We start from the raw sequence: 14448 nt of genomic DNA, 5'->3' as shown, positions 1-14448 counted from the left end.
CGAGGGCATTGTCAGCCCGAAACAAAACACTGTATAAATAACCAGACCTGAAGCCTGGGAGCGGCCTTTATGCTGGTGCACCTGTCCGTACACAACTACGCCATCGTTGAACATCTCGATCTCGAACTCGATCGCGGCATGAGCGTGATTACCGGGGAAACCGGCGCCGGCAAATCGATCATGCTCGATGCCCTGGGCCTGACGCTCGGTGATCGCGCCGACAGCGGCGTGGTGCGACCGGGCGCCGACAAGGCCGACATTCTGGCGACCTTCGATCTGGCCGACATCCCCGAGGCCAGCGCCTGGCTGGCAGAACGCGACCTGGAAATCGACGGCCCGTGCATCCTGCGCCGGGTCATCACTTCCGAAGGTCGTTCACGCGGCTATATAAATGGCACGCCCTGCCCGCTCGGCGACCTCAAGGCGCTCGGCGAGCTGCTGATCGATATCCACAGCCAGCACGAACACCAATCCCTGCTCAAGACTGACACCCATCGACGCCTGCTCGACGAGTACGCTGGGGCCACCGATCTGGCGCGCCAGGTTCACCTGGCTGCCCAGCGCTGGCGCCAGACCCGCCAGGAGCTGGAACGCCTTTCCAACTCCGGCGACGAACAGCGAGCGCGCCATCAACTGCTCAGCTACCAGCTCGAAGAACTGGAAAACCTCGGCCTCGGCGAAAACGAACTGGAAGAGCTGGAGCAGGAACACAAGAACCTGACCAACGCCGAAACGCTGCTCGGGATTTGCCGACAAGTGGTCGAGCAATGCAGCGAAAGCGATTCCGGCAACGTGCTGAATGCCCTGACGGCCAGCCTCAATCGGCTGTCGAGCGTGAACAACTCGGTCGGCGCGCTGGGTGAGGCGAGCAGCCTGCTGACCAGTGCGCAGATCCAGGTCGAAGAAGCCGTCGGTGAACTCAATCGCTTTCTCGACAACTTCGATGCCGATCCGGCGCGCCTGCAATATCTGGAAGAACGTCTGGATTCCATCTACACACTGGCACGCAAACACCGCATACAGCCGACGGAATTGGCAGAGATGCAGCAGAAGCTGCTCGACGAAATCGAAGCGCTGGACGCCAACGACGAATCCATCGAACGCCTCGCCGAAGAACTCGCGTCCTATGCCCGCCACTATCAGGAAAAGGCTCGGGAACTGAGCGAGCTGCGTCACCAGGCAGCCGGCAGCCTGGCAAGCGCGGTGGAGCAGGAGATCCAGCGCCTGGGCATGCCCGGTGGTCGCTTCACCATCGAATTGCGCCCCAACAACAGCAACGAACTGCAACCCAATGGCCTGGAACAAGTCGAGCTGCTGGTCAGCGCCAACCCGGGTCAACCCTTGAAGGCGCTGGCCAAAGTGGCGTCCGGCGGTGAGCTGTCACGGATCAGCCTGGCAATCCAGGTGATTACCGCCCAGACCTCTCGCGTACCGACGCTGGTGTTCGACGAAGTGGACGTGGGCATTGGCGGTCCTACGGCCGAAATCGTCGGCCAATTGTTGCGTCGCCTCGGGGATCGCGGACAGGTACTGACGGTTACGCACTTGCCGCAAGTCGCGGCTCAGGGGCATCAACATCTGTTCGTGCATAAGGTGCGCGGTGAACAGGCGACTCACACGGCCGTTTCGAAACTGAGCAAGAATGACCGTATAGAAGAAGTCGCGCGGATGCTTGGCGGCATCGATCTGACCAAAGAGTCCTTGGCGCACGCAAAAAAGATGGTCGTTACCGCAAAGGTTTAAGCACAGCAGAAAGCACGAAGGCGACCCTTGGGTCGCCTTCGTTCGTTTCGCGAACCTGAAATTCGCGCAACATCTTACTTTTTCTTGCGTACGTACAGCACCAGATTGTGATCCACCAAATCGACACCGTGCTCCTCGGCAATTGCCTTCTGGAGCTTTTCGATTTCCGGGCTGACAAATTCAACCACCTCACCGGTTTCCACGTTGACCATGTGGTCGTGGTGGCCACCGTCGGCCAATTCGAATACCGCGTGGCCGCCGTCGAAGTTGTGACGGACCACGAGGCCAGCCGCTTCGAACTGGGTCAGAACACGGTAGACCGTGGCCAGACCGACATCCTCGCCAGCTTCCATCAACGCCTTGTAGACGTCCTCGGCACTCATGTGACGCTGCTCTGTAGAGTCGAGCATTTGCAGGATCTTGACCCGTGGCAGGGTCACTTTGAGGCCGGCTTTGCGTAGTTCGCTATTTTCAACCATGGTCAGCTTTCTCGCGATGCTGCTTCGCAGCTTCTCTTAATGCGGGTATGATCGGCGTTTACGTTGTCCCAGCCAAGATAGTGGAAGTCGCCCACCGATGCAAAACACCAAGCTCTTGCTAACCAGTTTCACCTTTGTGGGACTGCTCGCACTCGCCGGTTGTTCATTCCCCGGGGTTTACAAAATCGACATCCAGCAGGGCAATGTCGTCACGCAGGACATGATAGACCAGTTACGCCCCGGAATGACCCGGCCGCAAGTACGGTTTATCATGGGCAACCCTCTGCTTGCCGACACGTTCCATGCCAATCGCTGGGATTATCTGTACAGCCTGCAACCGGGTGGCGGTGAACGCCAGCAGGAACGCATGAGTGTCATTTTCGACTCGAATGACCGCCTTGTCAGTCTGTCCGGTGACTTCATGCCAGGCGTCAGCCGTGACGAAGCCATCCTCGGCAAGGACAGTGACACCAGCGTGACCACGCCTGCTGAAAACGTCGAGCAGCCGAAACCGGAAAAACCGGCCAAGCCTGGCTCCTTGCTGGATCAGATCCAGAAGGACGTCGATGGTGTGGAAACCGTTCCGGTTCCAACGCCAGAACCGCTGGACACCTCGCCGCAATAATGTGCGACGCAATAAAAAACCCGGAAATTCCGGGTTTTTTATTGCCTGCTGTTTGACCAGCCTACTGATTTCGCGCCTTGGCTTCGGCAGCCTTGGCGGCACGCAGACGGCGCACCTCTTTCGGATCAGCCAACAACGGTCGATAGATCTCGATGCGATCGCCTTCCTGAACCCGCCGGGCATCAGGATCAGCGATCACTTTGCCGAAGATCCCCAAAGGACAACTCTTCAGCTCCAGCTCCGGAAATTCCGCATCAATACCGGACGCCATCAGCGCCGCACGCACCGTCGTACCCTCGGCAACACTGATTACACGCAAAACCTGACGATCAACGGCGGCATACACCACTTCGATTTCGATCACCGGCTCAACCATGCATCTGCTTGGCACGCTGGCAGAACGCGTCCACCAATGTATTGGCTGCCTGATTGAACAAAGGACCAAGCGTCGCGCGGACCAGCGGCCCGGCGTAGTCGAAGGACAGATCCAGACTGATCTTGCAGGCCTTCTCGTTCAGCGCCTTGAACACCCAGACGCCGTGCAGCTGATTGAAAGGGCCTTCCTCAAGGTTCATCTCGATCGACTGTCCCGGCACCAGCGTATTGCGCGTCACGAAGTGCTGACTGAGACCACCCTTGGCCACGCCGACACTGGCGCGCATGTGCTCAGGCGAGCTTTCCAGGACTTCAGCAGACGAGCACCACGGCAGAAACTCCGGGTAACGCGCCACGTCATTGACCAGGTCGTAGAGAAATTGCGCCGGATAAGGCAGCAGCGCCGATCGTTGAATATGTGTCGTCATGTAAGCGTCACTTCCAGAGCTGGGTGGCAAACACTACAAGAATGCCGATGGGCGCCACATAGCGCATCAAGAACAGAGACAGGGCAAACAGCGCCGGGCTGCGAATCGACAATTCGTCTCGCACCGCCTCACGCCCCATCACCCAACCGGCAAACAGCACGAAGCACAGCCCGCCGAGCGGCAACATGATTCGCGAGGTGAAGAAGTCAATCACACCAAAGAAGTCCAGACCACCGGCCGCACCCCATTGGTAGAGATGGAACACCCCGCCATCGTTCACGAAAAATTTGGCCTCCTTCCAGATATTGAAGGAAAACACCGTGCCCAGGCCAACGAACCAGCAGGTGAACGCCAGCCAGAATGTCACCCACGTACGACTGATTTTAGTCCGCTCGACCAGATAGGCGACCATTGGCTCCAGCAGGGAAATCGCCGAGCTCCAGGCCGCAATGGCCACCAGAACGAAGAACACCACGCCCATCAACTGGCCGAAAAGCACATTACCGAAAGCAAACGGCAGGCTGACGAACATCAACCCCGGGCCTTCACTCGGGTTCAAGCCACCGGCGAACACAATCGGAAACAAGGCCAGACCGGCCACCAGCGAAACAAAGGTATCGAGCAGCGCCACACCGACGACCGTGCCGGACAGCGAAGCTTCCTTGGTCATGTAGGCGCCGTAGATCATGATCGAGCCCACGCCCACGCTCAGGGAGAAGAATGCGTGCCCCATGGCCGGCAGCAAGCCGTCGAGGACTTTCTCGGGGTGGAAGTCGAACATGAAATGCACGCCCTCCATGAAATGCCCGGTGGTCATGCTGTAACCCAGCAAAACCAGCACCATCACGAACAGCAGCGGCATCATGATCCGCAGGCTGCGCTCAAGCCCCGCGACGACGCCTTTGGCGATCACCACCGCCGACAGCAGCATGAAAACCGTGTGCCAAAGTGTCAGGCGCCATGGGTCGGAGATGACATTTCCAAAATAGGCCCCGACCTGATCGGCCGTAGCGCCCTGAAAATCTCCGCGCCCCATATCAATGATGTAATCCAGCGACCAGCCGCCGACCACACTGTAAAAAGACAGAATCAGCAACGCCGTGATCATCCCGGCGAACGCGCCCCACGACCATTTGCCCGAGTGTCCGGCTTCCCGCGCCAGCACCTTCAGGGCATTCGCCGGACTCTGACGGGCACGCCGGCCGATCAGGGTTTCAGCGAGCATTACCGGGATGCCGATCAGCGCGATACACGCCAGAAACATCAGCACGAAGGCGCCGCCACCGTAGACCCCGACCATGTAGGGGAATTTCCAGATGCTGCCCAATCCCACGGCCGAACCGGTCGCGGCGAATATGAAAACCCAGCGGCTAGCCCAACTGCCGTGGACAGAAACCTTGTCTGTCGACATCGTTTATCACGCCCAAGCGTTAGAAAAAGAGGCCGCATTGTCCGGGATTCACTCAACCTGCTCAAGCACGCAGCATCACCGTAGCCGACAGCCGTTTATCTCCATATAATGCCGCCCCTATGGCTAAACAGAAGAAACACCCAACAGGGACCATCGCGCAAAACAAAAAGGCGCGACACGATTACTTCATCGAGCACAAGTTCGAGGCTGGTCTGGTCCTGGCCGGCTGGGAAGTAAAAAGTCTGCGGGCAAGCAAGCTGCAACTGGTCGACAGTTACGTGCTGCTCAAGGATGGCGAGGCCTGGTTGCTCGGCAGCCACATCACGCCTCTGATGACCGCCAGCACCCACGTCATTGCCGACCCGGTGCGCACCCGCAAGTTGCTGCTCAACCGTCGCGAGCTGGACAAGCTCGCCGCCGCCGTGCAGCAGAAGGGTTACGCCTGTGTGTGCCTGTCCTGGTACTGGAGCAAGCACATGGTCAAGTGCGAGATCGCACTGGGCAAGGGCAAGAAGGAATACGACAAGCGTGATACCGAACGCGAACGCGACGCCGGTCGCGAGTTGCAGCGTGCGGTGCGCAACAAGGGCAAGGAAGACTGATTCTTCTGCCTGAATGACCGTTCCCGCGTTCTGCACGGGAACGGTCATTTCTAAATTCCTTTGCGTCGCTCGGCGCGAGCCATGCGCTGCACTTCCTGACGCACCTCTTCCAGCACTTCCTGCACATACAGAATGTGTCGGCTGGACACCTCACGCGCCTGTTCCGCGCGCCCCTCGATAATCGCCAGATACAATTCCCGATGCTGCGTGATCAGCATGTCGCGGGTTTCCGTGCGCTGTTTGTACATGCCACCGATGTTGGTCACCACGTTGCGCTTGAGCAGATCGAACAGCCCGCGAATGGTGTGCAGCAACACCGCGTTGTGACTGGCTTCGGCAATCGCCAGGTGGAACTTGGCATCCGCCGCGCCCTCTTCCGCCCGGCTCACTTCGTCGTGACGCGAATAGCAGTCCTGTAACTCGTCAAACGCCGCCGTCAGCCGCTCGCGATCCACATCCGTGGCGCGCAATGCCGCGTAATAGGCACACGATGCCTCCAGCGTGTGGCGAAACTCCAGCAGATCGCGCTGGGCCTCGGGATTGCTTTCCAGCAACTGCAGCAGCGGATCGCTGAACGTCGAACCGAGGCTTTCCACGACATAATTGCCGCCGCCCTGCTTGCTGACCAACAAACCCTTGGCCGCGAGCTTCTGAATTGCCTCGCGCAACGATGGCCGGGAAACACCGAACTGTTCCGCCAGTGTCCGCTCGGCCGGCAGACGTTCGCCGGACTTCAGCGTGCCCTCGAGAATCATCCCTTCCAGTCGCTCGACAATGTCGTCAGACAAACGGCGCTGACGTATCTGATCAAACCCCATCACTCAATTCTCCACCATCCCGACCGCTCGCCGGGCTCTCTATTCTGGCCTATCGAGGCTGCGCCGACACCTGCCAGATGACGCCCATTCAACCGGTGCAAGCCGCCTGGCCGTCCGGTTGTTCGACAAAAGTTTTAGGGCGGCAAATTGACACACCGATATCAAGGCTTTTACCCTAGCCAACAGCACTTGTAAATTGGTCTTACCAATTAACCAAGAACGCTGACAGTGCCTGACCAACAACAATTAGGGGCCACCCCATATGCAAACCTGGCAACAGCTCTACAGCCCGCTCGGCAGTCTCGGCGTGTCCGCACTCGCGGCCGTCATTCCCATCGTTTTCTTCTTTCTCGCCCTGGCGGTGTTCCGCCTCAAAGGTCATGTGGCCGGCAGCATCACGCTTGCCCTGGCCATCGCCGTGGCGATCTTCGCGTTCCAGATGCCGGTCGACATGGCGTTCGCCGCCGCCGGGTATGGCTTCGCCTATGGTCTGTGGCCGATTGCCTGGATCATTGTGGCGGCGGTGTTCCTGTACAAACTGACGGTCAAGAGCGGTCAATTCGAGGTCATTCGCAGCTCGGTGCTGTCGATCACTGACGACCAGCGTCTGCAGGTGCTGCTGATCGGTTTCTGCTTCGGTGCATTTCTGGAAGGTGCCGCCGGGTTCGGCGCGCCGGTGGCGATCACGGCAGCATTGCTGGTCGGACTGGGCTTCAACCCGCTGTACGCCGCCGGCCTGTGCCTGATTGCCAACACCGCACCGGTGGCGTTCGGCGCACTGGGGATTCCGATCATCGTGGCCGGCCAAGTCACCGGCATCGACGCGTTCAAGATCGGCGCCATGACCGGCCGCCAACTGCCGCTGCTGTCGCTGTTCGTACCATTCTGGCTGGTGTTCATGATGGACGGCCTGCGCGGTGTGCGTGAAACCTGGCCGGCGGCGCTGGTCGCAGGCTTGAGCTTCGCCGTGACTCAATACTTCACTTCGAACTTCATCGGCCCGGAACTGCCGGACATCACGTCGGCCCTGGCCAGCCTGATTTCGCTGACGCTGTTCCTGAAGGTCTGGCAGCCAAAACGTGCCGCCGGCCAGCACATTGCCGGCGCCGTTTCCGCTTCGGTGGTCTCCGCCAGCGTCGGCGGTTTCGGCCAGAAGCGCACCACCGTCGCTTCGCCTTACAGCCTCGGGGAAATTTTCAAGGCGTGGTCGCCGTTCCTGATCCTCACCGTGCTGGTGACCATCTGGACCCTCAAGCCTTTCAAGGCCATGTTCGCCGCCGGCGGTTCGATGTACGCCTGGGTGTTCAACTTCGCGATTCCGCACCTTGATCAACTGGTCATCAAGACCGCGCCGATCGTTGCCGCCCCGACCGCAATCCCGGCCGTGTTCAAACTCGACCCGATCTCCGCGACCGGCACGGCGATTTTCTTCTCCGCGCTGATCTCCATGCTGGTGCTCAAGATCAATATCAAAACTGGTCTGACCACTTTTAAAGAGACCTTCTACGAACTGCGCTGGCCAATTCTGTCGATCGGCATGGTGCTGGCGTTTGCCTTCGTCACCAACTATTCCGGCATGTCTTCGACCATGGCCCTGGTGCTGGCCGGTACTGGCGCAGCGTTCCCGTTTTTCTCGCCATTCCTGGGATGGCTGGGCGTGTTCCTGACCGGTTCCGATACGTCGTCCAACGCCCTGTTCAGTTCGCTGCAAGCAACCACCGCACACCAGATCGGGGTCAACGACACCTTGCTGGTGGCCGCCAATACCAGCGGCGGCGTGACCGGCAAGATGATCTCGCCACAATCGATCGCCGTGGCCTGCGCCGCGACCGGGCTGGTGGGCAAGGAATCCGATCTGTTCCGCTTCACCCTCAAGCACAGCCTATTCTTTGCCACGATCGTCGGCCTGATCACTTTGGCCCAGGCCTACTGGTTCACCGGCATGCTGGTGCATTAAGACTACAAGAAGCATGGAAATAACCGACGCCGGTTCGTGATTCCGGCGTCAGCAATTCACAACCCGGTCTGTAAGGCTGCTGAAAGCAATGCGCTCTATATTCGGCAGCCTCAACAGACGGATAACCGGGCCCACCCGGAGACACGCCTGATGAGCGAGCTTTTTTACAACGCTGTGCCCAACGCCACTCGCGTCGCACCGCCCCTGCCCGAACCCCGGCAATACCCCAGCGAAAAACCGTCGCGGGTCTACCTGTTCGGCACCTGCGTGGTCGACCTGTTCTACCCGGAAGCCGGGATGGACGCGATCCACTTGCTGGAGCGCGAGGGCATCCGGGTCGACTACCCGCAAGGGCAGAGCTGCTGCGGACAACCGGCCTACACCTCGGGTTACACCGAGCAGGCACGGACGGTGGCGCGCTCGCAACTGGCGCTGTTTGCCGGGGACTATCCGGTGGTGGTGCCGTCGGGTTCCTGCGCCGGGATGATCCGCGAGCATTACGCCGACTTGTTCAAGGACGAGCCGGAAACGTTGAAACAGGTTCAGGCCCTCGCGGCCCGTACCTATGAGCTGGCCGAGTTTCTGCTGTTCGTCTGCAAGGTGCAGCTCAAGGACAGCGGCGAGCCGGTCAAAGTGGCGCTGCACACCTCGTGTTCGGCGCGACGGGAAATGAACACCCACCTGCACGGCCGCGAGTTGTTGGCGCAGTTGAGCAACGTGGAACGGGTCAACCACGATCACGAAAGCGAATGCTGTGGCTTCGGTGGGACATTCAGCGTCCGTATGCCAGACATTTCCGGCGCGATGGTGGCTGACAAGACCCGGGCGTTGAAGGAATCCGGCGCGCATCAGGTACTCAGTGCCGACTGCGGCTGTCTGATGAACATCAACGGCTCGCTGGAAAAACAGCAGGAAGCACTGCGCGGGCAACACCTGGCGAGCTTTCTCTGGCAACGAACCGGAGGTGCCCGATGAGCACTTCCACGATTATTCCTACGGTTGCCGTAGAAGAAGATTTCCGCACCCGGGCGCACAACGCCCTGGGCGATTCGCAGTTGCGGAACAACTTCCGCACCGCGATGGATTCATTGATGACCAAGCGGGCAGCGGCGTTCAGCGATGCCCACGAAAGAGAACACTTGCGCGCCCTGGGCAACTCGATCAGGGCGCGTGCGCTCTCCAAGTTGCCCGACCTGCTCGAGCAACTGGAACAGAACCTGACCCGCAACGGTGTGACAGTGCACTGGGCGGAAACGGTGGACGAGGCCAATGGCATCGTCCTTTCGATCATCCGCGCTCACGAGGCGCGGCAAGTGATCAAGGGCAAATCGATGGTCAGCGAAGAGATGGAGATGAACCATTTCCTCGAGGCTCGGGACATTGAATGTCTGGAGTCCGACATGGGGGAGTACATCGTCCAGCTCGACCACGAGAAGCCTTCTCACATAATCATGCCGGCAATCCACAAGAATGCCGGTCAGGTCGCGTCCTTGTTCCACGACAAACTTGGCGTGGAATACACCAAGGACGTTGACCAACTCATTCAGATCGGTCGCAGGGTCCTGCGGCAGAAATTCTTCGAAGCGGACATCGGCGTCTCCGGCGTCAACTTCGCCGTGGCCGAAACCGGCACCCTGCTGCTGGTGGAAAACGAAGGCAACGGCCGCATGACCACCACCGTGCCACCAGTGCACATCGCCGTCACCGGCATCGAAAAAGTCGTGGAAAACCTGCGCGACGTGGTGCCGCTGCTGTCATTGCTGACCCGCTCGGCGCTGGGCATTCCGATCACCACCTACGTCAACATGATCTCCGGCCCGCGCAAGGAACATGAACTCGACGGCCCGCAGGAAGTGCATCTGGTGCTGCTCGACAACGGTCGCAGCCAGGCCTTCGCCGACAGCGAACTGCGCCAGACGTTGAACTGCATCCGCTGCGGCGCCTGCATGAACCATTGCCCGGTTTACACCCGCGTGGGCGGCCATACCTACGGCGAGGTCTACCCCGGCCCGATCGGCAAAATCATCACCCCGCACATGGTCGGCCTGGCGAAAGTCCCGGATCACCCAAGCGCGTCTTCGCTGTGCGGCGCCTGCGGTGAAGTGTGCCCGGTAAAAATTCCGATCCCCGCACTGCTGCGCCGCCTGCGCGAAGAGAACGTCAAAGCTCCGGACGCACCACATCAAGTGATGCGCGGCCAGGGCAGCAAGTATTCGCGCAAGGAACGCTTCATCTGGAACGCCTGGGCGAAGCTCAACAGCTCGCCGACCTTGTATCGACTGCTTGCGTTTTTCGCCACACGTCTGCGCGCGCTGGCGCCGAACAATGTCGGCCCGTGGACGCAGAATCACAGCGCGCCGAAACCCGCCGCCCGTTCATTGCATGACATGGCTCGCGAACACCTGGCCAAACGAGGAGACCGTTGATGAGCGCCAAACAAAACATCCTCGGCAAGTTGCGCAAAAGTCTGACCGGCACCACGCCGATTGCCGACAACTTCGACGTCGATCTGGTGACCCAGCCTTACACCTACAGTGCCGAACAACGGATCCCGCAACTGCGCAAACTGATGGAAGCGGTGCACACCGAGATCCACCTGACTTCCGCTGATGGGTGGCCGGCGCTGCTGGCGCAATTGCTGCGCGACCGCCAGTTGCCGAGCCTGCTGATCGCACCGACTACGCCCCACGGGCAGCGCATCACACAACACTGGGCGAACAATCCTGAGCTACCAGAGCTGAAATCCTACGACCGGCCGATGGAAGAGTGGAAAGCCGAGTTGTTCAACGACACCCCGGCCAGCCTCACCGGCACCCTCGGCGCCATTGCCGCCACCGGCAGCCTGATTCTGTGGCCGACCCGCGAAGAACCACGGCTGATGAGCCTCGTGCCGCCGGTGCATTTCGCCCTGCTCAAGGCCAGCCAGATCCGCGACAACTTCTATCAGGTGCAGCAGGAATTCGAGTGGGCACAAGGCATGCCGACTAACGCGCTGCTGGTCTCCGGCCCCTCGAAGACCGCCGACATCGAACAAGTCCTGGCCTACGGCGCCCACGGCCCGAAAGACCTGGTGGTGTTGATCCTGGAGGACCAATGACCTTACCGGCGACTTTCCTGCGCGATGCGCAGCAATTGATTCCTGCCGAACGGCGTTTCGACGATCCGCTGTCGACCCTGGCTTTCGGCACCGATGCCAGCTTCTACCGGTTGATTCCGCAACTGGTGATCCGCGTCGAATCCGAAGATGAAGTGGTGGCGCTGCTGAAACTGGCCCAGCGCGATCAGGTCCCGGTGACCTTCCGCGCCGCCGGCACCAGCCTGTCCGGACAGGCGATCAGCGATTCGGTGCTGATCGTGCTTGGAGATAACTGGAACGCTCGCGAAATCCGAGGCCAAGGCACACAAATCCGCCTGCAACCGGGCGTGATCGGTGCCCAGGCCAACGCATGGCTCGCACCATTCGGGCGCAAGATCGGTCCGGATCCGGCGTCGATCAATGCCTGCAAAATCGGTGGCATCGTCGCCAACAACGCCAGCGGGATGTGCTGCGGCACTGCGCAAAACACCTATCACACGCTGGCCGGGATTCGTCTGGTGCTGGCCGACGGCACGCGACTCGACACCGAAGATGCCGCCAGCGTCGAGGCGTTTCGAGTCAGCCACCGCGAACTACTGGAACGCTTGGCAACATTGGGCCGCGAAACCCGCGCCAATGCCGAACTGGCCGCGCGAATCCGCCACAAATACCGTCTGAAAAATACCACCGGCCTGTCGCTCAACGCCCTGGTGGATTTCGATGAGCCTGTGGATATCTTGAGCCACTTGCTGGTCGGCTCCGAAGGCACCCTCGGCTTCATCAGCGCGGTGACCTACGACACAGTGATCGACCACCCGAACAAGGCCTCGGCGCTGATCGTTTTCCCTGACGTCGAGACCTGCTGCAACGCCGTCACCGTGCTGAAAAGCCAACCGGTGTCCGCCGTGGAACTGCTCGACCGCCGCAGCCTGCGATCAGTGCAGGACAAACCCGGCATGCCGGCTTTCGTACAGCAGCTGTCGAACAATGCCTGCGCGCTGTTGATCGAATCCCGCGCCGCGTCTTCCACTTTGCTGCAGGAACAACTGACGCAAATCATGGCGTCGCTCAGCGCCTTCCCGGTTGAAAAACAGGTCGACTTCACCGAAGACCCGGTCGAAAACGCCCGCCTCTGGGCGATCCGCAAGGACACCTTCCCTGCCGTTGGCGCGGTGCGCAAAACCGGCACCACGGTGATCATCGAAGACGTGACCTTCCCGGTCGAGCAACTGGCCATCGGCGTAAACCGCTTGATCGAGTTGTTCGACAAACACTCCTACGACGAAGCGATCCTTTTCGGACACGCGCTGGAAGGCAATCTGCACTTCGTCTTCACCCAAGGCTTCAACAGCGCGGAAGAAGTCGCACGCTATCAGGCGTTCATGGACGACGTGGCGCAACTGGTGGCCGTGGAGTTCGGCGGTTCGCTGAAGGCGGAACACGGCACCGGACGCAACATGGCGCCCTTCGTCGAACTGGAATGGGGCAGCGACGCCTATCAGTTGATGTGGCAGCTCAAACGCCTGCTCGACCCCAACGGCATTCTCAATCCGGACGTGGTGCTCAGCGAAGATCCGCAGATCCACCTCAAGCACCTGAAACCGCTGCCGGCGGCCGACGAGATCGTCGATAAATGCATCGAGTGCGGTTTCTGCGAGCCGGTCTGCCCTTCAAAAGGCCTGACCCTGAGCCCGCGTCAGCGCATCGTGATCTGGCGCGATATTCAGGCAAGAAAACGCGCCGGGATCGACACCAACGAACTGGAAAAAGCCTACGAGTACCAAGGCATCGATACCTGCGCCGCGACCGGTTTGTGTGCGCAACGCTGCCCCGTGGGAATCAATACCGGCGAGCTGGTGAAAAAGCTGCGCAGCCGTCACGCAACCCATACGAAAACCGCCAACCTGATCGAAGGAAACTTCGCCACCACCCTGCAAGGTGCGCGTTTCACTCTGCATGTGGCCAACGGTGCGCGGATGTTGTTGGGGGCACCGCGCCTGGCGAAGCTGTCGGCCACCCTGACGCGGCTGTCCAAAGGTCAGGTGCCGCTGTGGACCCACGCGATGCCGCAGCCGGAAAAAGCCATTCGCTTCAGCCCGGCCGTGTCGGACGAACGCCCGCGCGTTGTGTACTTGGCGGCCTGCGTCTCGCGGGTGATGGGACCGGCGGCGGGCGACAAGGAGCAGATGTCGCTGTACGACAAAACCCGTGGTCTGCTGGAAAAGGCCGGTTATCAGGTGGTATTCCCGGACAACCTGGACAACCTCTGCTGCGGCCAGCCCTTCGCGTCCAAGGGCTACGCCGAACAGGCCGAACACAAGCGTCAGGAGCTGATCGGCGCATTGCTCCAGGCCAGTCGCGGCGGGCTCGATCCGATCTATTGCGACACCAGCCCCTGCACGTTGCGGCTGGTGCAGGATGTGGGAAATGTTCGTCTGGATCTGTATGACCCTGTGCGATTCATTCGTACGCACCTGATGGATCGTCTGGATTTCACGCCGCAGGAAGCACCGATTGCCGTTCACGTGACCTGCAGCACTCAGCACCTTGGGGAAAGCCAGGCGCTGATTGAACTGGCGCGCCAATGCAGCAAGAACGTGGTGATCCCGGAAGGCATTCACTGCTGCGGTTTCGCTGGCGACAAGGGTTTCACCACACCGGAGCTCAACAGCCATTCGCTGCGAACACTCAAGGATGCGGTGCAACAGTGCAGCGAAGGGATTTCCACCAGCCGCACCTGTGAGATCGGTCTGACGCAACACGGCGGCATCGACTACCACGGTCTGGTGTATTTGGTGGACCGGGTGACCCGAGCCAAAGCCCCGGCAACCGCCCTCTGAAGAAAAATAGAACCCTTGCGAGCGACCGCAGTCCACAGATCAGGCCCCGAACAATCGGGGCTTTTCCTCCATTCGGTTGCCCGTCCTGACGGCC

The 14448-nt window shown here is 60.2% G+C and carries 13 protein-coding genes; 8 read left to right on the top strand and 5 right to left on the bottom strand.

Annotated elements, in window-relative coordinates; translation table 11 throughout:
• Window positions 1-69 precede the first annotated feature (69 nt).
• The gene (gene recN, locus L6D81_RS19000) at window positions 70-1743 is read left to right on the top strand and encodes a DNA repair protein RecN (RefSeq protein WP_236181452.1); all 1674 of its coding nucleotides are present in this window, start codon (window positions 70-72) and stop codon (window positions 1741-1743) included.
• Between the two features lie 74 nt (window positions 1744-1817).
• On the opposite strand, the gene fur is transcribed toward recN, so the two are convergent.
• Window positions 1818-2222 carry a ferric iron uptake transcriptional regulator gene (gene fur, locus L6D81_RS18995; RefSeq protein WP_003221515.1) on the bottom strand — a complete coding sequence of 135 codons (405 nt, stop codon included), beginning with the start codon at window positions 2220-2222 and terminating at the stop codon, window positions 1818-1820.
• A gap of 97 nt (window positions 2223-2319) precedes the next feature.
• Here fur and L6D81_RS18990 point away from each other — a divergent pair, with 97 nt between their 5' ends.
• A complete protein-coding gene (locus L6D81_RS18990; RefSeq protein WP_236181451.1) occupies window positions 2320-2847 on the top strand; it encodes an outer membrane protein assembly factor BamE in 528 nt (175 codons plus the stop codon).
• A gap of 61 nt (window positions 2848-2908) precedes the next feature.
• Here the strand turns inward: L6D81_RS18990 and L6D81_RS18985 are convergent, their stop codons facing one another.
• The 3 genes from L6D81_RS18985 to L6D81_RS18975 are packed head-to-tail and all read right to left on the bottom strand — an operon-like array spanning window position 2909 to window position 5061.
• The gene (locus L6D81_RS18985) at window positions 2909-3223 is read right to left on the bottom strand and encodes an RnfH family protein (protein ID WP_236181450.1); all 315 of its coding nucleotides are present in this window, start codon (window positions 3221-3223) and stop codon (window positions 2909-2911) included.
• Window positions 3216-3650, bottom strand: coding sequence for a type II toxin-antitoxin system RatA family toxin (locus tag L6D81_RS18980; protein ID WP_003221509.1), 435 nt, complete (start codon window positions 3648-3650; stop codon window positions 3216-3218). Before L6D81_RS18980 ends, L6D81_RS18985 begins: the two co-directional genes overlap by 8 nt.
• A 7-nt stretch (window positions 3651-3657) precedes the next feature.
• A complete protein-coding gene (locus L6D81_RS18975; RefSeq protein ID WP_236181449.1) occupies window positions 3658-5061 on the bottom strand; it encodes a sodium-dependent transporter in 1404 nt (467 codons plus the stop codon).
• A gap of 119 nt (window positions 5062-5180) precedes the next feature.
• Between L6D81_RS18975 and smpB the strand changes: the two genes are divergently transcribed.
• Entirely contained in the window at window positions 5181-5663 is a 483-nt protein-coding gene (smpB, locus tag L6D81_RS18970) for an SsrA-binding protein SmpB (protein WP_007953781.1), read from the top strand.
• A 50-nt stretch (window positions 5664-5713) separates the two neighbouring features.
• Here smpB and L6D81_RS18965 read toward each other — a convergent pair whose 3' ends face one another.
• A complete protein-coding gene (locus L6D81_RS18965; protein ID WP_236181448.1) occupies window positions 5714-6481 on the bottom strand; it encodes an FCD domain-containing protein in 768 nt (255 codons plus the stop codon).
• Between the two features lie 262 nt (window positions 6482-6743).
• Between L6D81_RS18965 and L6D81_RS18960 the strand changes: the two genes are divergently transcribed.
• The 5 genes from L6D81_RS18960 (at window position 6744) to L6D81_RS18940 (ending at window position 14354) form a co-directional block, all read left to right on the top strand.
• Window positions 6744-8438: a lactate permease LctP family transporter gene (locus L6D81_RS18960; RefSeq protein ID WP_236181447.1), complete on the top strand. Its 1695-nt coding sequence runs from the start codon at window positions 6744-6746 to the stop codon at window positions 8436-8438.
• Window positions 8439-8588: 150 nt separating this feature from the next.
• Window positions 8589-9413, top strand: a complete 825-nt coding sequence (locus L6D81_RS18955) for a (Fe-S)-binding protein (protein WP_039769136.1) — start codon at window positions 8589-8591, stop codon at window positions 9411-9413.
• Window positions 9410-10864 carry a LutB/LldF family L-lactate oxidation iron-sulfur protein gene (locus L6D81_RS18950; protein WP_236181446.1) on the top strand — a complete coding sequence of 485 codons (1455 nt, stop codon included), beginning with the start codon at window positions 9410-9412 and terminating at the stop codon, window positions 10862-10864. The genes L6D81_RS18955 and L6D81_RS18950 overlap by 4 nt, the downstream gene beginning before the upstream one ends.
• The gene (locus L6D81_RS18945; RefSeq protein WP_236181445.1) at window positions 10864-11535 is read left to right on the top strand and encodes a LutC/YkgG family protein; all 672 of its coding nucleotides are present in this window, start codon (window positions 10864-10866) and stop codon (window positions 11533-11535) included. The genes L6D81_RS18950 and L6D81_RS18945 overlap by 1 nt, the downstream gene beginning before the upstream one ends.
• A complete protein-coding gene (locus L6D81_RS18940) occupies window positions 11532-14354 on the top strand; it encodes an FAD-binding and (Fe-S)-binding domain-containing protein (protein ID WP_236181444.1) in 2823 nt (940 codons plus the stop codon). Before L6D81_RS18945 ends, L6D81_RS18940 begins: the two co-directional genes overlap by 4 nt.
• Window positions 14355-14448: the final 94 nt, after the last annotated feature.

The sequence above is a fragment of the Pseudomonas sputi genome (assembly GCF_021603585.1).
Classification (GTDB): Bacteria; Pseudomonadota; Gammaproteobacteria; order Pseudomonadales; family Pseudomonadaceae; genus Aquipseudomonas; species Aquipseudomonas sputi.
This window is presented reverse-complemented; position numbering and strand designations above follow the sequence as displayed.